The organism is Cupriavidus sp. 96C5-1 (assembly GCF_057798855.1).
Window position 1 is genome coordinate 295,238 of record NZ_JBYOJU010000004.1, and the last position, 26,485, is coordinate 321,722.

General features: G+C 66.0%; 28 protein-coding genes. 3 read left to right on the plus strand and 25 right to left on the minus strand.

What is annotated here, in order from left to right; genetic code table 11:
• Positions 1-204: 204 nt before the first annotated feature.
• From AC3FOF_RS08000 to AC3FOF_RS08060, 13 genes are all read right to left on the minus strand, one after another.
• The gene (locus AC3FOF_RS08000) at positions 205-1,152 is read right to left on the minus strand and encodes a CysB family HTH-type transcriptional regulator (protein WP_276264458.1); all 948 of its coding nucleotides are present in this window, start codon (positions 1,150-1,152) and stop codon (positions 205-207) included.
• Positions 1,149-2,297: a sulfate ABC transporter ATP-binding protein gene (locus AC3FOF_RS08005; RefSeq protein ID WP_017230771.1), complete on the minus strand. Its 1,149-nt coding sequence runs from the start codon at positions 2,295-2,297 to the stop codon at positions 1,149-1,151. Before AC3FOF_RS08005 ends, AC3FOF_RS08000 begins: the two co-directional genes overlap by 4 nt.
• Complete coding sequence (gene cysW, locus AC3FOF_RS08010; protein WP_488726249.1) at positions 2,294-3,232, minus strand: sulfate ABC transporter permease subunit CysW; 939 nt, start codon at positions 3,230-3,232, stop codon at positions 2,294-2,296. The genes AC3FOF_RS08005 and cysW overlap by 4 nt, the downstream gene beginning before the upstream one ends.
• A gap of 1 nt (position 3,233) precedes the next feature.
• Positions 3,234-4,178 carry a sulfate ABC transporter permease subunit CysT gene (gene cysT, locus AC3FOF_RS08015; RefSeq protein ID WP_488726250.1) on the minus strand — a complete coding sequence of 315 codons (945 nt, stop codon included), beginning with the start codon at positions 4,176-4,178 and terminating at the stop codon, positions 3,234-3,236.
• A gap of 192 nt (positions 4,179-4,370) precedes the next feature.
• Positions 4,371-5,054 carry an RBBP9/YdeN family alpha/beta hydrolase gene (locus tag AC3FOF_RS08020; protein ID WP_488726304.1) on the minus strand — a complete coding sequence of 228 codons (684 nt, stop codon included), beginning with the start codon at positions 5,052-5,054 and terminating at the stop codon, positions 4,371-4,373.
• Positions 5,055-5,077: 23 nt separating this feature from the next.
• Positions 5,078-5,989, minus strand: a complete 912-nt coding sequence (locus tag AC3FOF_RS08025) for an EAL domain-containing protein (protein WP_276264461.1) — start codon at positions 5,987-5,989, stop codon at positions 5,078-5,080.
• Between the two features lie 42 nt (positions 5,990-6,031).
• A complete protein-coding gene (locus AC3FOF_RS08030) occupies positions 6,032-6,247 on the minus strand; it encodes a TOBE domain-containing protein (RefSeq protein WP_017224957.1) in 216 nt (71 codons plus the stop codon).
• Positions 6,248-6,485: 238 nt separating this feature from the next.
• A complete protein-coding gene (locus tag AC3FOF_RS08035) occupies positions 6,486-7,361 on the minus strand; it encodes an ATP-binding cassette domain-containing protein (protein ID WP_488726251.1) in 876 nt (291 codons plus the stop codon).
• Positions 7,362-7,387: 26 nt separating this feature from the next.
• Positions 7,388-8,197 carry an aliphatic sulfonate ABC transporter permease SsuC gene (gene ssuC, locus AC3FOF_RS08040; RefSeq protein WP_488726252.1) on the minus strand — a complete coding sequence of 270 codons (810 nt, stop codon included), beginning with the start codon at positions 8,195-8,197 and terminating at the stop codon, positions 7,388-7,390.
• Between the two features lie 11 nt (positions 8,198-8,208).
• Positions 8,209-9,372, minus strand: a complete 1,164-nt coding sequence (gene ssuD, locus AC3FOF_RS08045) for an FMNH2-dependent alkanesulfonate monooxygenase (RefSeq protein ID WP_488726253.1) — start codon at positions 9,370-9,372, stop codon at positions 8,209-8,211.
• Positions 9,373-9,384: 12 nt separating this feature from the next.
• A complete protein-coding gene (locus AC3FOF_RS08050; RefSeq protein ID WP_276267339.1) occupies positions 9,385-9,597 on the minus strand; it encodes a hypothetical protein in 213 nt (70 codons plus the stop codon).
• A gap of 10 nt (positions 9,598-9,607) precedes the next feature.
• A complete protein-coding gene (locus AC3FOF_RS08055; protein ID WP_276267340.1) occupies positions 9,608-10,660 on the minus strand; it encodes a sulfonate ABC transporter substrate-binding protein in 1,053 nt (350 codons plus the stop codon).
• A 227-nt stretch (positions 10,661-10,887) separates the two neighbouring features.
• Complete coding sequence (locus AC3FOF_RS08060) at positions 10,888-11,895, minus strand: sulfate ABC transporter substrate-binding protein (protein WP_276267341.1); 1,008 nt, start codon at positions 11,893-11,895, stop codon at positions 10,888-10,890.
• Positions 11,896-12,494: 599 nt separating this feature from the next.
• Here AC3FOF_RS08060 and mchS3 point away from each other — a divergent pair.
• Positions 12,495-12,932, plus strand: coding sequence for an MchS3 family protein (gene mchS3 / locus AC3FOF_RS08065; protein ID WP_488726254.1), 438 nt, complete (start codon positions 12,495-12,497; stop codon positions 12,930-12,932).
• Positions 12,933-12,935: 3 nt separating this feature from the next.
• Here the strand turns inward: mchS3 and AC3FOF_RS08070 are convergent, their stop codons facing one another.
• Together AC3FOF_RS08070 and AC3FOF_RS08075 are read right to left on the minus strand one after the other, a co-directional pair.
• On the minus strand, positions 12,936-13,064 hold the full coding sequence (locus AC3FOF_RS08070; protein ID WP_488726255.1) for a hypothetical protein: 129 nt from the start codon (positions 13,062-13,064) through the stop codon (positions 12,936-12,938).
• A 214-nt stretch (positions 13,065-13,278) separates the two neighbouring features.
• On the minus strand, positions 13,279-14,394 hold the full coding sequence (locus tag AC3FOF_RS08075) for a helix-turn-helix transcriptional regulator (protein WP_488726305.1): 1,116 nt from the start codon (positions 14,392-14,394) through the stop codon (positions 13,279-13,281).
• Between the two features lie 218 nt (positions 14,395-14,612).
• Between AC3FOF_RS08075 and AC3FOF_RS08080 the strand changes: the two genes are divergently transcribed.
• Positions 14,613-16,268 carry a hypothetical protein gene (locus tag AC3FOF_RS08080; protein WP_488726256.1) on the plus strand — a complete coding sequence of 552 codons (1,656 nt, stop codon included), beginning with the start codon at positions 14,613-14,615 and terminating at the stop codon, positions 16,266-16,268.
• 385 nt (positions 16,269-16,653) lie between these two features.
• Here the strand turns inward: AC3FOF_RS08080 and AC3FOF_RS08085 are convergent, their stop codons facing one another.
• The 8 genes from AC3FOF_RS08085 to AC3FOF_RS08120 form a co-directional block, all read right to left on the minus strand.
• On the minus strand, positions 16,654-17,799 hold the full coding sequence (locus AC3FOF_RS08085) for an aminoacyl--tRNA ligase-related protein (protein ID WP_488726257.1): 1,146 nt from the start codon (positions 17,797-17,799) through the stop codon (positions 16,654-16,656).
• 606 nt (positions 17,800-18,405) lie between these two features.
• A complete protein-coding gene (locus AC3FOF_RS08090) occupies positions 18,406-19,182 on the minus strand; it encodes an enoyl-CoA hydratase/isomerase family protein (RefSeq protein WP_276267347.1) in 777 nt (258 codons plus the stop codon).
• 115 nt (positions 19,183-19,297) lie between these two features.
• A complete protein-coding gene (locus AC3FOF_RS08095) occupies positions 19,298-19,483 on the minus strand; it encodes a hypothetical protein (protein ID WP_488726258.1) in 186 nt (61 codons plus the stop codon).
• A 48-nt stretch (positions 19,484-19,531) separates the two neighbouring features.
• On the minus strand, positions 19,532-20,695 hold the full coding sequence (locus AC3FOF_RS08100) for a CaiB/BaiF CoA transferase family protein (RefSeq protein ID WP_488726259.1): 1,164 nt from the start codon (positions 20,693-20,695) through the stop codon (positions 19,532-19,534).
• 17 nt (positions 20,696-20,712) lie between these two features.
• The gene (locus AC3FOF_RS08105) at positions 20,713-21,684 is read right to left on the minus strand and encodes a tripartite tricarboxylate transporter substrate binding protein (protein ID WP_017229671.1); all 972 of its coding nucleotides are present in this window, start codon (positions 21,682-21,684) and stop codon (positions 20,713-20,715) included.
• Between the two features lie 22 nt (positions 21,685-21,706).
• Complete coding sequence (locus AC3FOF_RS08110) at positions 21,707-22,480, minus strand: SDR family NAD(P)-dependent oxidoreductase (protein ID WP_276268815.1); 774 nt, start codon at positions 22,478-22,480, stop codon at positions 21,707-21,709.
• Positions 22,481-22,493: 13 nt separating this feature from the next.
• Positions 22,494-23,630 carry a thiolase family protein gene (locus tag AC3FOF_RS08115; RefSeq protein WP_488726260.1) on the minus strand — a complete coding sequence of 379 codons (1,137 nt, stop codon included), beginning with the start codon at positions 23,628-23,630 and terminating at the stop codon, positions 22,494-22,496.
• A complete protein-coding gene (locus tag AC3FOF_RS08120; protein ID WP_488726261.1) occupies positions 23,627-24,004 on the minus strand; it encodes a Zn-ribbon domain-containing OB-fold protein in 378 nt (125 codons plus the stop codon). Before AC3FOF_RS08120 ends, AC3FOF_RS08115 begins: the two co-directional genes overlap by 4 nt.
• A 142-nt stretch (positions 24,005-24,146) precedes the next feature.
• On the opposite strand from AC3FOF_RS08120, the gene AC3FOF_RS08125 reads away from it, so the two are divergent.
• On the plus strand, positions 24,147-25,043 hold the full coding sequence (locus AC3FOF_RS08125) for a LysR substrate-binding domain-containing protein (RefSeq protein WP_035809178.1): 897 nt from the start codon (positions 24,147-24,149) through the stop codon (positions 25,041-25,043).
• Positions 25,044-25,102: 59 nt separating this feature from the next.
• Here AC3FOF_RS08125 and AC3FOF_RS08130 read toward each other — a convergent pair whose 3' ends face one another.
• The gene (locus AC3FOF_RS08130; RefSeq protein WP_488726262.1) at positions 25,103-25,504 is read right to left on the minus strand and encodes a GlcG/HbpS family heme-binding protein; all 402 of its coding nucleotides are present in this window, start codon (positions 25,502-25,504) and stop codon (positions 25,103-25,105) included.
• A complete protein-coding gene (locus tag AC3FOF_RS08135; RefSeq protein WP_488726263.1) occupies positions 25,497-26,318 on the minus strand; it encodes an SDR family oxidoreductase in 822 nt (273 codons plus the stop codon). The genes AC3FOF_RS08130 and AC3FOF_RS08135 overlap by 8 nt, the downstream gene beginning before the upstream one ends.
• Positions 26,319-26,485 lie beyond the last annotated feature (167 nt).

Genomic DNA, 26,485 nt, shown 5'->3' on the forward strand with positions numbered 1-26,485 from the left:
TCCGCCACGAACTGTAGCGACTGTACGCCGGGCACGCGCTTGGCGGAAGTAGTGTGCGACGAATGGAGAATCGGGGGCGCGAAAGGCGAGGATGCGGTGCCAGCGGCACCGGGTTGGCAAAGAGGAACGCCCGTCATGGCGCCTGCCGGGAGGCGCCGGCGGCGCCCCTTCCCCACCGGCGCGCCTTTCCGCGCTTGCCGCCGGTCAGGCTTCCACCACCTGCCCGCCGGCGGGTTCCGACAGCGCGCTGGTGACCGTATCGCGCGACAGGTGGGGCGCGAACATATTGATGAAGGCATGCGCGTAGCCGCGCAGGTAGGCGCCCCGCCGCACTGCCACGCTGGTGGTATTGGACTCGAACAGGTGATCGGCCGAGATCCGCACCAGCCCGGCATCCTTGCGCTCGTCGTAGGCCATCGAGGCGATGATGCCCACGCCCAGGTCCAGCTCCGCATAGGTCTTGATCACATCGGCGTCCATGGCGGTCAGCACGATCTCCGGCTGCAGGCCGGCCGCGGCAAAGGCCCCGTCGATCTTGCGGCGGCCGGTGAAGCCGGCGTCGTAGGTGATGATCGGGAAACCGGCGATATCCTCCAGCGTCGGCTCCGGCAGGTGCGTCAGCGGATGCTCCGGCGACACCACCAGCACGTGCTGCCAGGTGTAGGCCTCGAACGACGTCAGGCCCGCTTCGCTGGCCACCGCCTCGGTAGCGATCCCGATATCCGCCTGCCCGGTCAGCAGCAGTTCCACGATATGCGCCGGCGAGGCTTCCTGCAGCGCCAGCGTCACGTGCGGATAGGCGCGGCGGAAGCTCTGCACCACCTTGGGCAGGGCATAGCGTGCCTGGGTGTGGGTGGTGGCCACCGTCAGGCGGCCGGTATGGCGGCCGGCGAATTCGTCGCCGGCCTGGCGCAGGTTCTCGGCCTCGAGCAGCAGGCGCTCGACGATGCGCACGATCTCGCGGCCGGGCTCGGTCAGGCCAGTCAGGCGCTTGCCGTAGCGCTCGAAGATCTCGACGCCAAGCTCCTCCTCCAGCTCGCGGATCTGGCGGGATACGCCAGGCTGCGAAGTGTAGAGGGCATTGGCGACCTCGGTCAGGTTGAACTGGCGGCGTACCGCCTCGCGGATCGAACGCAGTTGCTGGAAATTCATGATGCGGCTCCCGCCGGGGCAACATTGGCCCGGGCTTGTGATTGTGATTGTGATCTGGCTTTGTCGTGGGACTGCGGCTGGGCGAAGACACGCAACTGGCGCGGCCTTACCGCCAGCAGTTCGCCTTCGCGGAAGCCCTGGTGGCGGAAGCGCTCGAGCGGCAGCGCCACTTCGATCACCTCCTGGGTATCTTCGCGTTCCAGTTCGAGCTGGGCCACGGGGCCCAGCGTGAGCGCGCGGCGCAGCGTCACCGCGATGCCGTCGGCGCCGGGCGCATAGCGTTCGAGATCGAGATCGTGCGGACGGACATAGGCCACGGCGTCGCCAGCCGCTTCGTGCCCGCTGCCGGTGACAGGCAGGATCGCGTCGCCGGTATGCAGCAGGCCGCCCCGCTCCCCGACTTCAAGCCGGCCGTGGAACAGGTTGACGTTGCCGAGGAAGCCGAACACGAAGGGCGTGGCCGGATGGTTGTAGACGGCTTCCGGCGTGCCCGCCTGCTCCACGTGGCCGCGGTTCATCAGCACCACCTGGTCGGCCACTTCAAGCGCTTCTTCCTGGTCGTGGGTGACGAACACGCTGGTCACGTGCAGCTCGTCGTGCAGGCGGCGCAGCCAGCGGCGCAGTTCCTTGCGGACCTTGGCGTCGAGCGCGCCGAACGGCTCGTCGAGCAGCAGCACGCGCGGCTCCACCGCCAGCGCGCGGGCCAGCGCAATGCGCTGGCGCTGCCCGCCGGACAACTGCGGCGGATAGCGGTCGGCCAGCCAGTCGAGCTGCACCAGTTCCAGCAGCGAGCGGACCTTGTCGCGGATCTGCGCTTCGCCCGGGCGCTCGGCGCGCGGCTTCACGCGCAGGCCGAAGGCCACGTTCTCGAACACTGTCATGTGCTTGAACAGGGCGTAATGCTGGAAGACAAAGCCGACCTGGCGCTGGCGCACATGCTGGTGCGAGGCATCGCGCCCTTCCAGCAGGATCTGGCCATCGTCCGCCCGCTCCAGGCCGGCGATGATGCGCAGCAGGGTGGTCTTGCCGCAGCCGGATGGCCCCAGCAGCGCCGTCAGCTGGCCTTCGTCGAAATCGAGCGTGACGTCGTCGAGCGCGACGAAATTGCCGAAGCGCTTCTGCACATTCTTGACCTGGATGCTCATGATGCCTGTCCTTGCAATTTGCCGGCGGCCGGGTTTTCCGGCGCGAAGTTCCCGTCTTCCGCGTGTTCGCCGCGCGCCCGGTATTCCACCAGCGTCTTGATGCCCAGCGTGACCAGGGCCAGCAGCGTCAGCAGCGATGCCACCGCGAAGGCGGCCGCGAAGTTGTACTCGTTGTAGAGGATCTCCACGTGCAGCGGCATGGTGTTGGTGAGCCCGCGGATATGGCCCGATACCACCGAGACCGCGCCGAACTCGCCCATGGCCCGCGCATTGCACAGGATCACGCCGTACAGCAGGCCCCAGCGGATATTGGGCAGGGTGATACGGCGGAAGGTCTGCCAGCCCGAGGCGCCCAGCACGATGGCGGCCTCTTCTTCCTCGCTGCCTTGCGCCTGCATCAGCGGAATCAGCTCCCGCGCGACAAAGGGAAAGGTGACGAAGATGGTGGCCAGCACGATGCCCGGCACCGCGAACATGATCTTGATGTCGTGCGCCTGCAGCCACGGCCCCAGCCAGCCCTGCGCGCCGAACAGCAACACATAGACCAGGCCCGAGATCACCGGCGACACCGAGAACGGCAGGTCGATCAGCGTGATCAGCAGATTCTTGCCGCGGAAATCGAACTTGGCGATGGCCCACGCCGCGGACACGCCGAACACCACGTTGAGCGGGACCGCAAAGGCGGCCACCAGCAGCGTGAGCTGGATCGCGGCCACGGCATCTGGCTCGACCAGCGCATCGAAATACGTCTGCACCCCCTTGCGCAGCGCTTCATAGAACACCGAAGCCAGCGGGATGAACAGGAACAGTGCGAGGAACACCACCGCGATCGTGATCAGGGTGTAGCGCACCCACGGCGCCTCGCCCGTGGCATCCCGAAAACGTGCGGCGGGGGCGGAACGGCCGCCCAGGCCCTTGGTAACGACGCCGGCCATGTCAGTGCTCCGTATCCAGCGCCACGGAGGCGCGCACTGCCTGGTGGTGGCGGCGTGTCCACGCCTGCAGCAGGTTGACCAGCAGCAGCAGGGCGAAGGAGATCACCAGCATCACCACCGCCACCGCGGTGGCGCCCGCGTAGTCGTATTGCTCCAGCTTGGAATAAATCATCAGCGGCGCGATCTCGGAGACCATCGGCATATTGCCGGAGATAAACACCACCGAGCCGTACTCGCCAGTGGCCCGGGCGAAAGACAGCGCGAACCCGGTCAGCAGCGCCGGCAGGATGGTCGGCAGGATCACGCGGACAAAGGTCTGCAGGCGGGTGGCGCCCAGGCTGGCGGCGGCCTCCTCCAGTTCCTGCTCCGCATCCTCCAGCACCGGCTGCACGGTGCGCACCACGAAGGGCAGCCCGATGAAGGTCAGCGCCACCACCACGCCCAGCGGCGTGAAGGCCACCTTGATGCCGAGCGGCTCCAGGTAGCGGCCGAGCCAGCCGTTGCCGGCGTACAGCGCGGTCAGTGCGATACCGGCCACCGCGGTGGGCAAGGCAAACGGCAGGTCCACCAGCGCATCGACCAGGCGCTTGCCGGGAAAGCGGTAGCGCACCAGCACCCAGGCCACCACCAGCCCGAACACGGTGTTCACGATGGCGGCGATCAGCGAAGCGCCGAAGCTGAGTTGCAGGGAAGCCACCACCCGGGGGGCACTCACCGCACTCCAGAAACCTTCCCAGCTCATGGTGAAGGTCTTGAGAAAGGTCGCCGACAGCGGGATCAGGACGATCAGCGTCAGATAGAACAGCGTGAAGCCCAACGACAGGCCAAAGCCCGGGAGCACGGTAAAGCGCTGCTTGCCCGGTTTGACGGGCGTGCGCCTGCGCGCCTGCGGGGTATCCGGCCTCGCCGGGGGCGGATTGTCCGCCAGGGAAATCGAGGGTGGCATGTCGTCTCGTCTGTGCCGTCGGTGTCGTATCCGCCGCCCGACAAAGGATTTCGGCAAGGTTTCTGGCCAGAAATCCAGGAAGCGGGGACGGTTTCTTTATGACGCCGGCGCATAAGGCACCGGCCTACGAGACAAATTCTGCAGATACCGCCTTATAAACAGAACGAATCTTTACGTATGTTCTTAGGCGTTTTAGATATAAGGAAACGTGGACGACACTTCCACGCCCGCTTCCCAAGGCCCGGCGCGGTCCCCGGACAGACCGGCGCTGCCCTCCGCCTCGATCCGCTGGATCAGGGTATCCAGCAGCGCGAGCCCTTCAGGCCACTGGTCCAGCCCGGAATCCGCATTGATGTGGCCCAGCATGCCTGCGTCGTGCAGCTCGCTGCCCCACAGCGTGCCCCAGCTGAAGGCCGTGCGCTGCAGCATCCATGGATCGTTGCGGCTGGCCACCAGGATGGTGGGAAACGCCAGGCGGTGTGCCGGCAGCAGCCCGGCCACGCCGAATTTGTCCGGATCGGCCGGCGCCACCAGCAATGCGCCCGCGATGCCTTCGGGATCCAGCGCTGCCTGGCGCAGCGCCGCCAGGCAGCCGAAGCTGTGCGCCACCAGGATGGCCCCGCGCTGCGCCACCCGCTGCGCCCGCATCACGCTCTCGGAGACGCGCTCGGCCCACAGCGGCAGGCTCGGGCGCGACCAGTCGTGCTGCTCCACCCGCTGCCAGTCCGGGAAACGCTGCTCCCAGCGGCTTTGCCAGTGGCCCGGGCCGCTGCCGTGCAGGCCGGGTACCGTCAGGATCTGCAGACCCTTGGGTACCTTCAGCCGCACCTCGGCGGCCCGTCCGCCACTGCCCGCCTGCCCGCCGCGCGGCTCCATCGCGGCCGGCCTCTTCGTCTGCGTCATATCGGCTCCTTGCTCAACTCCATCTGGGCACGGCCGGACCGGGTCCGGGCCGCCCCACCCTCGGTTTCGTCATTGCCGGCACCGCCGCGCTCCCCTCGCACATCGCGCAGGTTGCGCGCGCTGACCGCCGCGCCGGTGTAGCTGCCCTGCCCCAGCGCGATGCCGGCCGCCTGCAGCCGCTCGGCATGCTCGGCGTTCTCCAGGCGGCGCCCGATCAGGGTCACGCCGGCGCTGTCCGCGCTGGCCTGCAGCCCGGCCAGCTGGCGGTCGGTCCAGTTGCGGCGCATGTCGAGCTTGAGCCAGTCAGGCAAGGCGTGCGCCATCAACGCGCCCGCCTCCGCCGGGTCCGATGCCTGCAGGCTGACGGCAAAGCCATTGCGGCGGTAGTTGCCCACCACATGCAGCAACAGCGGCAGATCGTCGTTGGCGCTGGCCGGCACCTGGATCACGAACCGTTCGAGCGGCAGGCCGAGCGATTGCAGCGCGCGCCGGAACGCGGAGCCATGATCGTCGGCCACCGCCGCCAGCAGCCGGTTATGGACATTGAGCACCAGCTTGCGGTCGCCGTCCGCGGCGAAGTAATTGATGGCATGCACCAGCCGCGAGAGCCGGTCCAGCGAGACCAGCGAGGCATCGTCCGCCGCCATGGCGAACAGCTTCCACGCGGCCAGTCCCACGCCGTCGCCGGCATAGGTGCGCAGCGTGCCCTCGTGCGCCACCACGTCGCGGCTGGACAAGGTGATGAGCGGCTCGAAGGCGCTGGTCAGCGAACAGTTGTAGAACTGGCCCTGCACCTGGCCACGCTCGTCGCGCCACAACTGGCGATCGTTCTCGGGCCGCCGCGGCAACCCTTCCAGGTAGTGGGTGAGTGCCGCCAGCCCCACGCCTGCTTCGTTCGCGCTTGCCATTGCGATTTCCTTATGCGTTGCGCCTGCGCCTCGGGCGAGACGTCAAAGCTTGGCCAGCGAGACCTCGGTGGCCTTCACCAGGGCAACCACTTCGCTGCCGATGGCGAGGCCGAGGTCCTTGACCGAGCGGGTGGTGATGACCGAGGTGACGATGCCGGCCGGCGTCTCGACGTCGACCTCCGAGACCACCGGGCCTTCGATGATGGCGGCAACCTTGCCGCGGAACTGGTTACGTACGTTGATGGCCTGAATGCTCATGATAGAAGTTCCTTTGCGTCAGTGAGAATGAAGAATGCGTGAAACCTGTTGAGTGAATTGCGATGAGTGACGTTGCCCGCTCACGCGCGCCCTGGTCGCTCGCCGGTTGCGCCGGCTCCGCCCGACCCGCCGGCATATGACGGTGCTTGTCTCGCCTGCCACCTTGCATGCAGCCTTGCATGCAAGCTTGTCTGCCGCATGGTTTGCCACCTTGCCGGCGCTTGCCGCGTTTGCGCGCCTAGATCGCCCAGCGCACCGAGTCGGCCGTGCGCGCGACCGGCCAGTCCGCCGCGCGGCCCGCATGGTGCCCAGGCACACCGGCATCGTGCGGCGCTGCCCCGTCGCGTTGCATCACCCGGCGCAGGACCGCGTCCTCCAGCTGCGCGAACGCGGCGGAGCCCCGCTGGCGCGGCCGCGGCAGCGCCACACGCTGGTCCAGCGCAATGCGGCCATCCTCGATCAGCACCACACGGTCGGCCAGCGCGACCGCCTCCGAGACATCGTGGGTGACCAGCAGCGCGGTAAAACCCAGGCGCTGCCACAGCGCCTCGATCAGGCCCTGCATTTCGATGCGCGTCAGCGCATCGAGCGCGCCCAGCGGCTCGTCCAGCAGCAGCAGGCGCGGGTGGTGGACCAGTGCACGCGCCAGCGCCACGCGCTGGCGCTGGCCGCCCGACAGGCGTGCCGGCCATTCGCCCGCGCGCTCGGCCAGGCCAACCTGGCCCAGCACCCTGGCGGCCTCGGCCAGCCGCGCGCGCGGCAGCCCCAGCGCCACGTTGTCCAGCACGGTCTTCCATGGCAGCAGGCGCGCGTCCTGGAACATCACCCGCACCGCCTCCCGTTGCCTGCGGCCGGGTGCGTCGTCCAGCGTCACGGCGCCGCCGTCGCTGTCCTCCAGGCCAGCCACCAGCCGCAGCAAGGTGCTCTTGCCGCAGCCGCTGCGGCCCACGATGGCGAGGAACTCGCCGGGCGCGGCCTGCAGGTCGATACCGTGCAGCACCTCGCGCCCGCCGTACCGTTTCACTACCTGCTGCACGCGCAGCGCCAGGCCCTGGCCGGATTCGCTGGCCGGCACCTCGGCCAGCGCGGCCTGTTCGATCGGGTTGCTTTGCATTTCGTGTTCTCCTTGGAGCGCCGGCGTCAATGCGCCTGGTAGCCCGGGTGCCAGCGCAGCCAGAAGCGCTCCAGGCCGCGCGACAGCAAGTCAGCCAGCTTGCCCAGCAACGCATAGAGCAGGATGCCGACCAGCACCACGTCGGTCTGCAGGAACTCGCGCGCGTTCATCGTCATGTAGCCGATGCCCGATTGCGCCGAGATGGTCTCGGCCACGATCAGGATCACCCACATCAGGCCGAGCGAGAAACGTACCCCGACCAGGATGTTGGGCAGGGCGCCCGGCAGGATCACCTCGCGATAAAGGCGCCAGCCTGACAAGCCGTAGCTTTTCGCCATTTCGATCAGGCCGGGATCGACCGCGCGGATGCCGTGGTAGGTGTTCAGGTAGATCGGAAAGAACACGCCCAGCGAAACCAGGAACAGCTTGGCGGTCTCGTCGATGCCGAACCACAGGATCACCAGCGGAATCAGCGCCAGCGGCGGAATATTGCGCACCATCTGCAAGGTGCTGTCGAGCAGGGTCGCGGCCGGGCGGAAGGTGCCGGTGAGCAGCCCCAGCGCGAGCCCGAAGCCGCCGCCGATGGTGAAGCCCAGCACGGCGCGCCAGGTACTGACCCAGACGTGGCGCCACAGTTCGCCCGTCACAGCCAGGCTCCACGCGGCCTTCACCACGTCGAGCGGCGCCGGCAGGATGCGGCTCGACAGCCAGCCGAGCTGCGAAGCCAGCTGCCACGCCACCACCAGCAGCACGGGGACCACCCACGGGGCGGCCGGGCCAAGCGCCTGCCGGAGCCACTCGGCGCGGCGCGGCGCAAGCGTCAAGGGAGCGGACATGATGATCTCCTTCAGCCGTGCGCCGCGCGCGGCACGATGCCGGTCGCCATGACTTCCCCGAAGGGGCCTGACAGCGCCTTGCCCTGCAGCTTGTCGCGCAGCGGGCGCGGCAACAGCGGGAACACCAGTTCGGCGAAGCGGTAGGCTTCCTCCAGGTGCGGGTAGCCGGACAGCACGAAGGTATCGATGCCCAGTTCGGCGTATTCTTCCATGCGCGCCGCCACGGTCCGCGGGTCCCCCACCAGCGCGGTGCCCGCGCCGCTGCGCACCAGGCCCACGCCGGCCCACAGGTTGGGGCTGATCTCCAGCTCCGCGCGGCTGCGCCCGCCGCCGCCGGCATGCAGCGCCGCCATGCGGCGCTGGCCTTCGGAATCCATCTTGCCGATCACCGCCTGCGCGCGCGCCACGGTGGCATCGTCGAGCTTGCTGATCAGCTGGCCGGCGGCCGCCCAGGCTTCATCGTCGGTGTCGCGCACGACCACGTGCAGGCGGATGCCGAACCTGACGATGCGCCCGTGGCGCGCCGCGCGCTGGCGCACGTCGGCGATTTTCTTCGCCACCTCGGCCGGGGGCTCGCCCCAGCTCAGGTAGGTGTCGACCTGCTCGGCCGCCAGTTCATGCGCGTCGGCCGACGAGCCACCGAAGTACACCGGCGGATGGGGGCGCTGCAGCGGCGGATAAAGGACCTTGGCGCCCTTGACCCTGAGATGCCTGCCTGCGTAGTCGAGTTCGGCGCCTTCATGGCTGGCGGCCAGCACCTCGCGCCAGATGCGGATGAACTCGGCCGAGGCCTCATAGCGGGCGGCATGGTCGAGGAACAGGCCGTCGCCTTCCAGTTCCGACACATCGCCGCCGGTCACGAGGTTGACCAGCAGGCGTCCGCCCGACAGGCGGTCGAAGGTGGCCGCCATGCGCGCGGCCAGCGTGGGCGCCATCAGCCCGGGACGCACCGCCACCAGGAAGCGCAGGCGGCTCGTCACCGCGGCCAGGGTGGAAGCCACCACCCACGGATCTTCGCAGGAGCGGCCGGTAGGGATCAGCACGCCTTCGTAGCCGAGCGTATCGGCCGCGGTGGCGATCTGCTTCAGGTAGTCGAGATTGACCTCGCGCGCCCCTTCGGACGTACCAAGGTAGCGGCTGTCGCCGTGCGTGGGGATGAACCAGAAAACTTGCATGTCTTTGCCTCTTCAGCTTGGCTTGTTGATGTCGGCCGTTCGAGATGACAGCCTTGCCGGATCCTGCGCGGGCACGACGCCGGCGATCATTGCCCGGCCTGCCTCTGGCGCCGCCGCCGCCCGGCCATCGCCTGCCGTGCCCAGGCCCGCCGCCAGCAAGGCGGCGCCCAGGCTGCCGGTCACGAGGGCCACGATCAGCACGTGGCGCAAAGGCGCGCGACGCATTGGGCGGCCCTCAGCGCCGGGCCTGCCAGGCGGCATCCGCCACCTTGACGGGCTTGGGAATCAGCTTGAGCGCGTAGAACACGTCGGCAATGCGTTGCTGCTCGCCCAGCACGGCGGGGGTCACGGGCCTGGCGCCGTAAGCGAAGCGCGACACCGCGAGCGCCACCACGGCGGGGTCCAGCCCGAGCTGGGGAACCAGCACGGCGACCGCTTCGCGCGGGTTGTTCTCCGCCCAGGCGCCCAGTGCGGCCAGCTCATCCAGGATGGCCTTCACCACGTCCGGCCGGGCTTGCGCGTAGGCGCGCGAAGCCAGGTAGAACTGGTGATTGCTGACCACATCCCTGCCATCGGCCAGCACGCGCGCATTCAACTGCTTCTCGGCGGCAGCCAGGAAGGGATCCCAGATCACCCAGGCGTCCACCGCGCCGCGCTCGAAGGCCGCGCGGGCATCGGCCGGCGCCAGGTAGACCGGCTGGATCTCGCTGTAGGGCACGCCCGCCTTCTCCAGCAGGCGCACCAGCAGGTAATGCACGTTGGAGCCCTTGTTCAGCGCCACGCGCTTGCCGCGCAGGTCAGCCACCGATTTCAGCGCCGAGCCCTGCGGCACCACGATGGCCTCCGCGCCGGGCGCCGGCGGCTCGTTGCCGATATAGGCCAGCTGCGCGCCGGCCGCCTGCGCGAAGATCGGCGGGGCCTCGCCCACGGTGCCGAAGTCGATCGCACCGACGTTCAGGCCTTCGAGCAGTTGGGGCCCGGCCGGGAACTCGGTCCACCTGACCGCAATGCCTTGCGGCGCGAGACGCTTCTCCAGCGTCCCGCGGGCTTTCAGCAGCGTCAGCGTGCCGTACTTCTGATAGCCGATGCGCAGCACCCTGGCGCTCAGGTCCTCGGCCTGCGCGCGGCCAGGCAGCAGCGCGTAGGCCAGGCCGGTGGCGGCAACCAGCGCGGCCAGCACCAGGCGGCGCTTCAGCGTGGCCGTGGCCTCGACGCGCGGGCGTTGCGCGCCGGCCGGGGTTGTTTCATGTCGGGGACTATCGAGGTGCGCGAAGACTGGCGAATTCATGTCGAGGTTCCTGTGCAAGGTTCAAACGCGATCAGCGGGTGGCGTACAGGCCGCGCTGGCGTTCGCAGGCGCAAGGCCGCACGCCCCCCTGCCGGCCCCCCGAGAGGCGGCATTGCAAGCGCGGATACCGCCGGCTTTTGCGGGACGGCTGGTTCGCCCCCCTTCAACTCTTGAGCAGGCCGGGGTGGCGAGCATGCCCCCCCCCGGCCGCTGCGCTGGATTGCGTCTTACCTCTTGCCCGGTTGATAGACCTGGTCGAACGAGCCGCCGTCGGCGAAGTGCGCCTTCTGCGCTTTCTGCCAGCCGCCGAAGACCTCATCGATGGTGAACAGCTTGACTTTGGGGAAGTTCGCCGCGTACTTGGCGGCAATCTTCTCCGAGATCGGACGGTAGTAATTCTTGGCCGCGATCTCCTGGCCCTCGTCGGTGTACAGGAACTGCAGGTAGGCCTCGGCCACCTTGCGCGTGCCCTTCTTGTCCACCACCTTGTCGACCACGGCCACGGGCGGTTCGGCCAGGATCGAGACCGACGGCGCGATGATGTCGAACTTGTCCGGACCCAGCTCCTTGACCGCCAGGATCGCCTCGTTCTCCCACGCGATCAGCACATCGCCCAGGCCACGCTCGACAAAGGTCGTGGTGGCGCCCCGGGCGCCGGAATCCAGCACCGGCACGTTCTTCAGCAATTGGCCGACGAACTCCCTGGCCTTCTGCTCGTTACCGCCCGGCTGGCGCAGCGCATAGCCCCACGCCGCCAGATAATTCCAGCGTGCACCGCCCGAGGTTTTCGGGTTGGGCGTGATCACCTGCACGCCCGGCTTGACCAGGTCGTTCCAGTCCTTGATGCCCTTGGGATTGCCCTTGCGCACCAGGAACACGATGGTCGAGGTATAGGGCGAAGCATTGTGCGGCAGGCGCTTCTGCCAGTCCGGCTTGAGCAAGCCCTTCTCGGCGATGGCGTCGATGTCGTATCCCAGCGCCAGCGTGACCACATCCGCATCCAGCCCGTCGATCACCGAACGCGCCTGCTTGCCCGAGCCGCCGTGCGACTGGCGGATGGTCAGCGCGTCGCCGCCCTTGGCCTTCCAGGCCTTGGCAAAGGCGGCATTCACGTCCACATACAGTTCGCGCGTGGGGTCGTAGGAAACGTTCAGCAGGTTGGTATTGGCCCAGGCGGTCTGGGTGGAACCGATCACGGCCAGTGCCGCGAATCCGATGGCCAGCTTGCGAATCATCTGTCTTGCTCCCGTCTTGTCGTCGTGAAATGGCGACTTTGCGCCTCGTTTCAGCGCCCTCCTTGTGTGGGAAGGCTGGTGTCAGGGAAGAAGACTACCGAGCGGCCTATGTGAAAGGAACGAATGGTTTCGCCGATCCTTGCACGTTTTCCGCATAAGATTTTGCGGAAATATGGGCATGCCGGGGAAGCTGAGCTGAAGTGGTTTGCTCTCTTCCGCGCAGCGGCGTCTTGGTGTCGGCATGCCACAGCAGCGCAAGAGGCTGGCCCCGGAAGCGCAAATGCGTATACTTCGCATTTGCAAATACAACTTGATGAGAAGGCCGCCGTCTCTGACTGCGCGGCAGCCAACGCGTTTCCGTAGGACGAATTGTGCGTGGATGGATGCTGAGGCTGTCATCCACGCGGCGCTCGTATAGGACCCCTGGCCGATGGCAGGCCCGCTCCATCGGCGACAGGCCGCTCACGGAGAGACATCGCCTTCAAAGGCTCGAACATCGCGGCCTTCACTTCAAGCTGATGTGCTGTTCGCCTTCGGCACCACATGTTTACATTCCTGGACTCAAAAAACACATTACCCAGATGCCAAGCACTTCCAATATGAGAAAATTCATAACCTGCCTGATATTGCTGCCTACCTTTTCCATGCCCCAATCAATCGCCGGCACGGATACCATCCAAAGTGGCCGCGACAAGGAAAAACTGGCGCACGCCAGGAATTTCTCCCTTGGCATGGTTGGATTTTATGGCCATACCAGTGAAAATGAAAAAATTTACAGGAAGATACTAAAAAGCAGGAATGCAGCGGAACATTTCACGCAAATAATCAGATCCGAGGAATCCACGAATGAAGCGAAGCTCTACGCCGCCTGCGGGCTTCGTACGCTATCCCTCACTTTATTCAGAAATGAAATACAAAATATTCTCAAAAATGGCGGCACCGCGAGTGTTTTGCGGGCAGACACGCTCAACAAGGAAGAAATGACCAGCCTGATTGAGTCAATTGATAAATTTGGCTGCAATCAAACAACGAAATAATTCCTAAAAAATATAATCTACCGGGATTTTTTCCTTCTCGGCTCGCTCTGCAGCTTCGCTGCTCATGTCCATCCTGATGGCGTTGATGAAGACGCCGGATTTTCGGCGGAACTTGGCTGCCGAATCGGCCATTCCCGACTAATGTCCTGCGTCAGAAATTCGTAGAAAAAATCGCCTGATTGACAGTGTCGCCCATCCTGCTGGAGGTGTTGCCCGGGTGCTGGGGCAGTGCAGCTCGGTGACCTATCAGTCCAGTTGCGAGGATGGCCCTTGAAGGGTCCTTCTGCGGCGCAGGCGTACTCCGGCGCATACCGAGTTCAGATCAAAGACTGCCGAACTGCCGCCGTCAGTCTTCGTGTGCGCGTCGTGGCAGCACCCACAGCATCGCACTCACAGCCTCCGCCTGGTTTCGAGAATGCGTCTTCTCGTAAATGGCCCGCAGTTGCGTACGGATGGTGGCAAGTGAAACGCCGATGCTCGCCGCACATTCGTCAGGTGTCCTGCCGCTGACGAGCGCCTCCGCCACCGCAGCTTCCGCTTTTGACAAGCCGAACGCTTGCCGTAACTGTTGGGCGACAACCAGCGCGCCTGCGCTTCGCCGCCGGACGGTCACCATGACGGTTGCCTCGCCAAAGGCCGAGCGCATGGCCAGTGCGGGAAGGTACGTGATGTTGAGAAAAAGCGCATGTGTTGCGCTCATTGCGCCTTGCAGGGCCAGGCTCTCACCCTTCCTGCTCTTGGCGACGCGTGCGATGGCCGCTTGCAGCGCGTCGTTCTCGGCGGCAACCGCGGCCGTCAGGCGCCCATGCAGCAGCTTCAGGCAGGCGCTCGCGTGCAGCATCGATTCGGCAACCTGATTGGCAAAGACGACGCGGGAGCGCACGTCCAAAGCCAAGACGGCAAGATCCAGCTCTTCCATCAGTTCGGAACCGACCGCGGCATCGCGATGCAGAATCTGCGCGTCCTGCCATAGATTGATGGCGCGTTGCAGATGCCCGGTCATGCTGGCCGCAGTGGCGCGCTCTTCGGGCGAATAGGGCGTTCTGCCATATGAACGGAGCATGCCCAGCAGAATGTCGCTGCCGCCGGGGCGCGCCAGGCGTACGCCCATCAGGTAACGCACGCCCATCGGAATCTGGTAGTCCTGAAAGAACTCGCTGCGCGCGACGTCTTCGTCGGAGAGAAAGTCCTGACAGGAAATCAACTCCCCAACGCCAGCGTTCCCGACCACGCTGCGGCGTGGATCGAGCGCACCGTAATACTGGTCGTATAGCGCAATCTGGCTATCCGGCAACCCCGGCGAATAGGTCGAAAGGTGTGGCGCATTGCGTGCAGCATCCCAACTGAACATGTGGAAGTAATTGGCGCCGAACGTTGTGATGGCTTGCTGGAACACATCCAGGAAGCTGTCGTGGCGCAGCGCGGCCTCGTAGAGGTCCCCGATAAGCTGGTCTCTCGGCAATTGCTTTCCTCCCAAAAAGCACTGCAATTCAATTGTGGCGTATTCGGCCCAAAGCTTCGCAGGCCAGGCCAGAACCATCTCTTTTTTGTCAATCTATCACAGCTTTTCTGCAGGAGGGACCGCGACAATCCCTGAATTTCATTCATCTGAATGATGACGGGCGAGATGGGCTTCCGGAAAATCCGAGCCACTAACTAGAACGGGTCAGGGAGAAAAAAATGAAGCTCAAACCTATTGCGATCAGCTTTGCGGCGCTTTCGTTGGCCGCCTGCGGAGGCGGCGGAGGCAGCGGGGATTCCGCCTCCACATCAGGCGGAACGGCCACGCAAACGCCGGCGGCGCAGACCGTCGGCGGTGTAGTCGCCACCGGTCTGCCTTTGTCCGGTGCCGCGGTCAATATGACCTGCGCATCAGGTTCCGGAGCGGCAACGACGGCCACGGACGGCAGCTATTCGGTCACGATCAAGGGTGGAAGCCTGCCCTGCGTGCTGACCGCCACCAGCAGCGACAGCAAGGTCGTCTTGCACTCCCTGGTGCCAGGTTCCGGGTCGGGCAGCAGCAATGCAACCGCGCATATCACGCCGCTGACCGAACTGCTGGTCGCCCAGCTGAGCGGGCAAGATCCGGTCCAATTTGCGTCAGCCTTTGGTCCGACCACGGCAGTGAGCGCTACAGCGGTCAGCAGCGCCCAATCGGCCCTGGTTTCGGTACTCAAGAACGCCGGGGTCGATCCTTCAAGCGTCGGCGACTTTATCGGCGGCACGATCACCGCAGGCAGCCATCAGGGCTATGACGCCATCCTGGACACCCTGCAATCGACGATCACGAGTGCCGGTACGAGTTTGGGCGAACTGAGCACTGCTGTTGCCAACAGCACCGGCAGCACCACCGCCGCTGCGTCGACCCTCGCCACCATTCTGGCGCCGGCAAACCCGGATTGCACGGCGCTGAAGAGCGGCGATCACCGCCTGATCAAGCTGTCCGATGGGTCCGCGAAACTGGTGACGGTGGATGCGACGAAGTTGACCGTCGCCATGAGCGGCACGACCTATCAGCTCACCAAAGGCGCGACGAGCTGCGATTTCACTTTGAACGATACGGGCTCGACACGCTTGCTCGTTGCCAAATCCGGGCTTGCGGCCTGGACCAACGGGACCGGCACGACGGGTACGGTTTCGCTCTCGATGCCGGCGCAGACCCTGGACCCGAGCGTCATCAATGGGGCCTACAACTACGCCATCTTCAATGGCCCATCTCAAAATCAGTTTGGTACCCATCATTATTCAAATGGAGTCACTTCGGCGGCCACCAACTGCACTGGCTACAGTAGCTGCGCAGTCGATACCGCCACACCCTATGGGCATCTGGTCGCCACTTCCGATGGCGGCGCGAATTGGGTGGATGACGGGAGCCAGCACAGCAACGGATTTCACGCATTCGGGTTCAGAAATGCACAGGGGAAAGTCCTTTGGATAGCGACCGTGCTGGACGCGGGGGGAGGCGTGGGCGTCTTTGTTCCGCAGACGACACTGCCCCTGCCCGCGGTTGGTACGACAAGCGCCTTCTGGCAAAGCTATGTCTACAACAGCACTGGCCTGAGCGCGGTCACCGAAGATAGTCACACCATTACCGCGCAGAATGGGACCACCGTCACGCGCACTTTTGCCGACCAGCATACGGACGTACTGAGCTTCAACGATCCGTTCGACGGGATGCGTCACCGTGCCGCCAATGCCTGCACGACGACAGCCGGTGCGGCAACGACCTGCAAGTCAGTGCTGCAGTTGCCACTGGGCGGCATGACGCTGGCGTGGTTTGGTTCCGCAAGCACGTATGCCGTTTCGATTTCGGTGAACAAACCAGGCAGCATGTAAGCACCCTGCGCCCCATGTCCGGGACAGTTGGCACCGGCTCACCACAAGCCGGTGCCAACTCATATCGATCTTGTGTAACTACTGCAGGGCGTGAGTTGACACCGTAGCATTGCTGAAGTTGAAGAAGCTGAGGGCTGTCATCATCAAGGCTCGCTAGCCCTTGCCATCAGTCTGCCTCGATGCCGGGCACGACCAGCGCGTCTTTCGGCCCGGTAAATGGCTTCGGCTTCCCGTCCTCTCGCATCCGGGCCGACACAGGCACAGCTTGTCGCCGGCGGTGGCTGGATTGGCGCGATCCATACCAGAGCGGGCAAAACTTCAGGATGTCGTCGGTTACGAATGGTGGCACCGAGTCACGTAACAGGCTTCCGCCGTACAGCATCGCTCACTGTCTCGAGCAAAGCTCCACGACCTCCGCTCCCGTTGCACTTTCGCGTTCAAGGGTTCGCCGGTTCATCCACTCGAAACGGCCCGACTCGATCGCCTGTTTGCCGACGACCACGCGTTGCCGACACGCGATCAGCTCAGCGTCGGCAAGCTTTTTCCCCGCGTGCGTCGAGCGGTCGTCCACCAGCACGCTCACCCCCCTCGCCTGCAGTTCGCGCCGCAGCGCCTCAGCGGCCTCCTGACGCTCCTGGCGGTCCCACTCGATGACCGTCAGAGCGACATCGAAGGTATTGAACGCCTTGCTGCCCCAAAATCCTCGATCATCGCGCTGGCGACTGAGCAGGAGCATCGCGAGGCGCGAGATGCCGACTCCGTAGCAGCCCATTCTGACGAATTCGCCTTTGGCGTTCACCAGCCCCATGGCCTTCGAGTAACGATCACCCAGATCGAAAATGTGCGCGCACTCGAGCGATTTCTGGTCGTCGGTCTCGTCCTCGCCCAGTTCGCTGAGTACATGGAACTCCTCCGAGCTTTGCCCGCCGATCTCCCCGTTGTCGCTGGACTTCACGATCACGTCCAGCCCCAGCCGCCTGAAGATGCGCAGATACGCTTCGCGAACGGACTCATAGGCTGCGCGCGAGCCGGCTTCCGTAGCATTGAACGAGTACGCGTCTTTCATGATGAATTCTCTGGCCCGGGTCAATCCGCCGCGAGTCCTTAGCTCGTCGCGATATTTGTTGCCGAACTGATACAGGCCAAGACTCATGTCCGTCTTGTTGTAGTGCGTCTTGACCATGTTGGTGGTCAATTCCTCGCACGTCGCCCCCAGGCAGAACAGCCGCCCGGAGCGGCTCTTCAGCCGCATCAGTTCGTCACCGTAGATATCTAGCCGCCCGCTTTGCTGCCACAGGTCGGCATCCTGCAGCAGGCTCATCTGGATTTCACAGAAGCCGGCGCGGTCCATCTCCTCGCGCACGATGTTCTCGATGCCCCGCTGTGCCCTCAGGCCCAGCGACATCCACGAATAAAGCCCTGCGGCGTCCTGGTGGATGAAACACGCCTTGCGGGCGAGGTCGGTCAGTTCCAGCCTGGAGTTGTCCTGTTCAAAGAAGCCGTTTGAGTAAAATTGCTGCGAGAATTTCATGATCCGCTCCGGATTTCGAGTTCAGCGAAAAAAACAAGGCCTGAAATGAAAAACGCCCGCAAGGGGCGTCCGGATCGTCGATTCTCATGCAACGCGCTAGCAATCAGCCTTTTTCGCGCGCATCTTGAGGACTCGGGCAGACTCCGGCCGCCATTGCGGGCATCGGAGGTCGTTGCGGGAGGGTCCTCAGAAACTTCATGACTTGCTTCTCGTTTCGTATCCATTCAAACAAGGAGGAACGCCGCGCTTGAGCGCTCGCCGCCGAATCCACATCGTGGCGCCTCCGTGAGCACCAGTGTGTCCGAAGTACGGCTCGATTGCAACCCGGCGCTACACCCGGCTCGCGTTCGCGGATTGAGACGGAATGATGCGGTTCCTCGTCTCTGCGACTACCCCATCCGGCGAAATGCGGTCGCCGGCGTTCCGGTAGGTGCGCATCGGCTCGGGTGCCGCCGGCGGCGGCGCGACGACGGCAAAGCAACCGGCTGCCTGGCGGTCGGTTATCACTGATCTGCTACGCCGCTAGCTCGACCAGGTTCGCCGAGTACGCGATGAAGAAGATGCGAACACAACGCGCGACTGCGACGACATGGCGCCTGCGCGCGTTCAACGTCCCTGGAAGCTCGGCCTGCGCTTCTCGGCGAAAGCGCGCCGCCCCTCGATCCGATCTTCCGAGTCGCGCAGGTTACCGAAGCTCTGCTGCTCCAGTTCGAGCCCGGCCGCCAGCGGCAGTTCGCGACCGGCCTGGGCGAGCTTCTTGGCCGCCACCACGGCCAGCGGAGCATTCGTCGCGATGCGCTGCGCGATCGCGCGCGCCGCCGCCGCGAGTTCCTGCGGCGCCACCACCCGGCTCACCAGGCCGATACGCAGCGCCTCCTGCGCATCGATGCGCTCGCCGGTCAGCAGCATCAGCATCGCGTCCGACTGGCCGACCGCACGCACGATGCGCTGCGTTCCGCCGCCGCCCGGGATGCTGCCGATGCACACCTCCGGCAGGCCGAACACCGCCGTGCTCACGGCGATGCGGATGTCGCAGAGCATCGCCAGCTCGAGCCCGCCGCCCAGCGCGAAGCCGTTGATCGCCGCGATCATCGGTTTCTGGGTCTGCAGGGTCGAGACCGGCGGGACGCCGGCCCGAGAGCCGAAATGCAGTTCGGCGAAGCTTTCCACGGGCGGCATGGTCTTCTTCAGATCGGCGCCGGTGCAAAAGGCGCGCTCGCCGGCTCCGGTGAGGATGCCGACCCGCACGTCCTTGCGGGTCGATATCTCGTTCCAGGCCTCGTGCAGCTGCGCGGCGGACTCCGGGTCGATGGCATTCATCGCCTCCGGGCGGTTCAAGGTCACGGTAGCGATGAAATCTCTCACCTCCATGGTCACCGGCATGGGTTCTCTCCTTTCTGGGTGGGGTCGACGGCAGTGCAGTCGGTTGATCGTTCGAGACAAGCGTTGGGCTCCACCATTTGCGCCGAGAGGTTCGGCAGGCTGGGCACGGGATGGTCTATGAGGTGCTGGCTGCGAAGTGCGCGGCAATCGGATCTTTCACCACTTCGGGCAGCGGGCTTTCGTCGAACTTCGGGGTTTCGGTGAGACGTGGGTGCCAAGCCTGTGCCCGGGAGATCCAGGCCTCGCATGTCGGCGAGAAGATCGCCGGGGCATCCAGGCTTGCGGCATTGGCCTTTGTCATCGTTCACCTCCGGTGTCTTTGGATTTCGCCTGGCTGGAGGATCGACCGCTACTTGTGTGGCCCAACCAACTGTACGCCTGCTTCCAGCAACACCTCGCGGGTGTGTTCGCCCACCAGCGGGGCGGGACGCCGGGTGCGCGGCACTTCTCCGACCGCGCGCAGGGGCGTGCGGGGCAAGGTCAGGTCGCCCGCGACCGGATGACGGACCATCTCAGCCAGGTCCGCGCCGGTAAAGGCCGGCGAGGCAACCGCCTCCGCATAGTCGTTGATCGGCGCGCAGATGATGTCCACCGCCTCGAAGCGCTGCAGCCACTCGCTTCGCGGGCGAAGCGTCATGCGCTCTTCCAGCAGCGCTACCAGTTCCTTGCGATGCGCGATGCGCCCGGGCAGATCGAGAAAGCGTGGGTCGGACAGCAGCTCGCGGCATGCGAGCACTTCGCACAGTGCCTCCCAGCGGGAAGGATGGTAGGCGGCCAGCATGATCCACCCGTCCGCGCAGCGCACCGCCTCGTTGGGTGCCGCATAGGGTGCGGCGCTGCCGATGCGCTCGGGTGCCACGCCGTCCGCGAAAAAACTGGCGAAGCTCGACTCCTGCAGCGCGACGGCGGATGCGAACATGCCGATGTCCAGCCATTGCCCGGCGCCGTCGCGCGCGCGCCGGGCGAGCGCGCCCAGAACGCCGATCGCCGCCATGTAGCCCGTCACCATGTCGACGATCGGGACCTGCACCTTGCAGGGGGGCGCATCCGGCAGCCCGGTCACGCTCATCAGACCCGAGGCGGCCTGCAGCACCCCGTCGACGCCGGGCTTGTGCCGCCACGCGCTCTGCTGCCCGTAGGCAGAGACGGAACAATAGATCACGTCCGGATTGCGCTGCCTGACGTCCTCGTAGCCCAGCCCGAGGCGCTGCATCACGCCGGGGCGGAAACTCTCCACCACCACGTCCGCGCCGGCGGCCAGCTGGAGCGCCGCCTCACGCTGGGGCGGATCTTTCAGGTCGAGCGCCACGCTGCGCTTGTTGCCGTTGAGGGCGAGGAAGGCCAGGCTCTGGCCCTCGACGAAGGGAGCCAGCGCGCGGCCCAGTTCTCCCTGAGGGGCCTCGACCTTGATAACGTCCGCGCCGAGGTCGGCGAGCGTATGCGTGCACACGGGCCCGGCCGCGACCTGGGTGAAGTCCACGACGCGCACGCCTGAAAGTGAATCGCCAAGCATCTCAGTTCCTTTCCCGTTCAGCCGCCACGCAGGTTGTTCTCACGGATCACCTTCGTCCACCTGGCGGTATCCTCCTTGAGCGCCCTCTCCGCCTCGGCAGGCGACAGCAGCATCGGCTCGAAACCGCTCTTGAGCAGCGACTCCGTCAGCGCGGGCGTGCGCAGCGTCTTGTCGATCGCCTCGCGCAACTGGCCAATGACCGGCTGCGGCGTTCCCGTGGGGACGGTCACGTGCCACCAATAACCCGCGCTGAAACCCGGCACGCCACCCTCGCTGATGGTCGGGATATCGGGCGCCAACGCGGAGCGCTGCGCGCTCGCCACGCCGAGTATCTTCAGCTTGCCCTGGCGCATGAACGGCAGCGCGGAAGGCAACCCCAGCATCGCCAGCGGGACATGGCCGCCGATCACGTCGCTGATCGCCTGCGCGCTTCCCTTGTATGGGACATGCTCCAGCGCAATCCCCGCCATCTGCGCCAGATAGATGCCCGCCAGGTGGTGCGGCGATGCGGTGCCGGGCGACGCGTAGCCCAGCGGCTGCGCACCCTTGGCCCTGGCGACGCTCAGCAGTTCGCGCATGGTCTTCGCCGGCAGGCCCGGGCCGGCCACGAGCACGATCGGCACCGTCGCCAGCGTGGCCACGAACGACAGGTCGGCCACCGGGTTGAACGGAAGCTTGCCGTACAGCAGCGGCAGCAGCGGGTCGCTGCTGCCGCCGACGCCGACCGTGTAGCCGTCGGGATGCGAGCGTGCCAGTTCGGCCAGACCGATCGTCGTGCCCGCGCCCGCCTTGTTCTCCACGACAAATGGCTGCCCCAGGAGCGCGGCGACGTGCGCGAACACGGTGCGGGCCACCGTGTCGGTGCCTCCGCCGGGCGGATACGGGACGATCAGGCGCACAGCGCGCGACGGATAGCTGTCGGCCCGCGCGGACAACGCCGGCGCGAGCAGCGCCGCGGCAGCGGCAAGCGTGAACTCTCTTCTTTTCATGACTGTCTCCTTGGGGCCGGGGTCAGACCGATGCGCTGCTCAGGCTGCGGCCGCCGCACACATACAGCACCTGCCCGGTCACGTAGCCCGAGGCGGGCGATGCGAAGAACCGCACCGCGTTGGCGACATCTTCGGCCTGCCCGATGCGCTGCATCGGCACCGTGCGCTGCAGGTCCTGCCGGACTTCGGGCGCGAGCGTGCCGAACAGGGGCGTCTCGACGATGCCGGGCGCAATGGCGTTGGCGGTGATGCCGCTGCGCGCGAACTCCAGCGCCAGGCTGCGGGTGAAGCTGACAACGCCGCCCTTGGAGGCCGAGTAGCTGGCCTGGCCGCGGTTGCCCAGCCAGGCGCGCGACGACAGGTTGACGATGCGGCCGAACTTCTGTTCGAGCATCGCGGGAAGCACCGCCTTGCAGCAGATGAACTGCGAGGTCAGATTGGTCTGGATGACGCGCTGCCAGAAGTCCAGCGCCATCTTGGTCACGAGCTTGTCGCCGCCGATGCCGGCGTTGTTGACCAGCACGTCGATGCGGCCGTTGCGCGCCAGGAACTCCGCGGCGGCCGCCTGCACCTCCTCCATCGAGGTCACGCTGACACGCCGCGCCGAGACATCGGCACCGCCGGCGCGCAGTTCCTCGGCCGCGGCCTCGAGCGCATCGCCGTCGATGTCCCACAGTGCAAGGCGGCAGCCGGCCTCGGCCAGGCTGCGCGCGATGCCCAGGCCGATGCCCTTTGCACCGCCGGTCACGATCGCGCTCAGGCCGGCGAGGCCGGCGGGAGTGGCTTGGTCCGTCATGGTCGCTCCTTCCTCAAGCGGCGAGGATGTGAATGGAACAGGCGGCGTGGTCCACGCCCCAGATGCCCCCGCCCGTCACCTGGCTCAGCCCGATGCGCGCACCGCCGACCTGGCGCCGGCCGGCGCGCCCCTGCAGCTGCTCGCACAGCTCGACGATCTGCGCGACGCCCGTGGCGCCGGGCGGATGGCCCTTGGCGAGCAAGCCGCCGCTCACGTTCACCGGGATGCGGCCACCGAGCGCGGTGGCGCCGCTGGCCAGCAGCCGCGGCGCCTCGCCGCGCTCGCACAGGCCCAGCGCCTCGTAGTACAGCAGCTCCGAGATGGTGAAGGCATCGTGCAGTTCGATCAGGCTGAGGTCGCGCGGACCGACACCGGCCTGCTCGTAGGCCAGCCTCGCTGCGCGCCGCGTGATCTCCGCCTCGGTCATGTCGACCTGGTGGATCTCGAACAGGCCTGACTGCACCACCGAAGCCAGCACGCGCACCGGCTTGCCCACGCCTTGCGCGGGCCGCGTGCTCAGCACCAGCGCGGCGGCACCGTCCACCACGCCCGGGCAGCACTGCAGCAGCGTCAGCGGGTCGGCCACCATGCGCGAGGACAACACCTCTTCGCGCGTGACCTCGCGGCAGAACGTCGCGATGGGGTTGTGCACGCCATGGCGCCGGTTCTTCACCGACACATCGGCCAGTGCCTCGGCGGACATGCCGTACTCGTGCATGTAGCGCTTGGCGCGCATCGCATACAGCGCGGGCATGATCAAGCCGCGCCGGTTGTTCCAGTCGCGCCCGTTCAGCGGCAACGCACCTCCGCCCAGGCCGCTCAGGTGGTCCATGCCGAACACCAGCACCGTCTCGTACTGGCCGGCCCGCAATGCCTGCAGTGCCAGGTGGAAGGCGGTGGCGCCGCTGGAGCAGGCGTTGTCGATGTTGTAGACTGCCTCGCCGCCGGTGCCCAGCTCGCGCAGCGCGCGCTGCCCGGGCAGATGCCCACCCAGGGCATTGCCGCAATAGAACGCCTGCACATCGCGCAGGCCCAGGCCGGCGTCCTTCAGCGCGGCCAGGATGGCCGCCTGGGCCAGCGCTTCTTCGGTGAGATCGGGAAAGCGGCCGAAGTCGGAAATGCCGACGCCCGTGATCAGAGGTGCGCTCATGATGCGGTGCCCTTCAGCGGCTCGAAGGCATAGTCGGGCGTGCCGTCCGGCAGCGTGAACGCAACGGTGCGCACGGCGTCGCCGATGGCCGGCACAGCGTCGCCTTGCCACAGCAGTCGGCCGAAGACCCTCAGGCCGTTCTCGAAATCCACCATGCCCAGGGCGTACGCGGGCGCCTTGCCCGGGTGGACCGTGGTGAAGGTGTACAGGCGGCCGCCCGTGCCCATGGCGACGGGCTCCGCCGCTTCGCCGGCCTGAAGGAACTCAGGCGGCGGAAAACGCAGCCCGCCGGTGCCGCGGTAACGTGCGGCCAGCAGGGTCATGCCCTGCGCGTCATTCCGGAAGTGCGTTTCTGGATATTTCGTGATTTCCATGAATTGCCTTATCGTTTTAGATTTACTAGAGTTCAGTGCCGGCAGCTGATATCCTGGATTAACTAGAAGCCAGTGTAGCCAGCTGATATCGGTGTGAACAAGGCAGTTTTTTCTTCGTTATTTTTTAGAAAAACTAAATTAAATGAACCGTATCCGCCTCCCCTTGCTTGGGCTGCGGGCCTTCGAGGCCACCGCGCGCCATCAGAGCGTCTCCAACGCTGCGGCAGAGTTGTGCGTCACGCCCGGCGCGGTCAGCCAGCAGGTGAAGCTGCTCGAGGAACTGGTTGGCGTACCGCTGCTGCGGCGCAAGGGCCGGTCGATCGAGCTGACGGATGCGGGTCAGGTGCTGCGCCCGGCGCTCACGCAGGCGTTCCAGACCATCGAGCTGACGCTCAACGCCATCGCGCGCGGGCCGCGCCACGACACGCTGAAACTGTGCCTGATGCCCACGCTGGCGGAGAAGTGGCTGGTGCCGCGCCTGTCGCGCTTCCACGGCGCGCATCCGGAACTCGACATCCAGCTCATGACCAGCTTCCGCGAAATCCGCTTCGAGGCGGAGGACGTCGACATGGCGTCCTTCGTCGGCAAGACCCTGCCCGCGGGTCTGGAGGGCCTGCGGCTGTTCGATGACGCCTTTCAGCCGGTCTGCAATCCGTCGTTCCTGCGCGGCCCGCAGCGCCTGAGCACCCCCGCCGACCTGTCGAAGGTGACGCTGCTCCACTCCGTGCGCCGCATGGACGACTGGCAGCGCTGGCTCGGCCTTGCCGGGTTGTCTGGGCTGAAGCCGCAGCGCAGCCTCTCGTTCGAGAACTCCTCGCTGGCCATCCAGGCGGCTATCGACGGACTCGGCGTTGCGATGGTGCAGCGCGAGTACGTTGGGGAACTGCTGAAGGTCGGCGTGCTTGTCGCGCCCTTCGACTTCGTGGGGCGCAGCGACACCGGTTACTACCTGGTCTGGTCGGCCGCGCGCGCAACGACGCCTGCCTTCCGGTCTTTCCTCGAATGGGTAAAGCAGGAGGCGGGCCGGGGAACGGCCTGAGGTCGATTGCGGCGCAAGAAGGCGCTGGCGATGCCCGTCAGGCATCGCCAGCGGCAGCGCTACTTCGCGGTGGCCGCGCGGGCGAGAGCCGCATCCTGCTCGGGCATGCCACCCGACGCCCCCAGCCCGCCGATCAACACGCCATCGTCGTCGAGCAGGGGCACACCGCCCCCCACGAGCAGCAGGCCGCCGCTGTGGATGTGGTCGAAACGCAGAACCGGTTTGCCCAGCTCCAGCGGCGCGTTCAGGGCGTCGGTGGGCGCCTGGAACATCACCGACGTGCGTGCCTTCGCAATGGCCAGTTCGTTCGACGCCAGCCAGGCGCCATCCATCCGGGCGAAAGCCACCAGGTTCGCGCCCTTGTCAAGGACCGCGAAGACCGCCTTCATGCCGGCCGCTTCGGCGGCGGCACGGCCCTTGGCCACGAGGCGCTGCGCGTCTTCGAGGGTGATGTCAGGCATTCTGGGTCCACTCCGTTTCCTGCCACTGCCTGGCGACGGCGATCGTGCCGACGGGGCGCATCGTGCGATAGAGATGCGCCTCGGCCGGAATGATCTCGACCATCGCGTCGATCATGTCCTGCGGATCGGACTGATCCGCGAGGGCGCCTCCGAAGTCGGGCATGGGAACGACGGCGCGGTCGGCGTCGTACCACTGCACATGGCTTTCCGCACCGGTGTCGTTGAAGCCGGTGCCGAACACGCCGGGGTTCACGGTCGCGACCTTGACGCCGTACGGTGCCAACTCGGCCTTCATGGCCCCGGCGATGCCTTCGATGGCGTGCTTCGTCGCGCAGTACACGCCCACGAACGGAATCACGAGGATGCCGCCCATCGACGAGGTCCACACCACCTTGCCGGACTTGCGCGCCACCATCTTCGGGACGATGCCCTGCGCCAGCTTCATGTGACCGAAGACGTTGATCTCGAACGATTCGCGCACCCGCTCCATCGGGATATCGATGATGGACCCGCTCTCCATCGCGCCGGCATTGAGCACGAGCACATCGGGGTCGTAACCCGTGGCGTGCGCGATATCGATGCCGTCGAGGAGGTTGAGCTTGATGACTTCGAGCTTGACGCCAGCGCTTGCGGCGTCCGCGCGCAGGCTCCGTACCTGAGGCCAGGTTTCGGCCGCCGCGACGACTTCGTGCCCGCGGCGGGCGAGTTCAATCGCCGCGCCACGACCGAAGCCGGAGCTGGCGCCGGTGATCAGGATTTTCTTTGACATGGGTTCCCCTTCTTTCTCACTGTCTGATGCCGATGCGGCCCCCATACGGGGGTCGTTTGCAGAACCAGATTTCCAGCCCCGCGTCCTTTAATGTAGCTATCCGCCTGCTCAGCAACAAGGCAGCTTTGTTGCTGAAATCTTTTAGTCAGCCTAAATCAACGGGCCGTGCCCGCGGTCCGCTTCCAAGCCTGCGGACCTTTGCCACGCAGGTC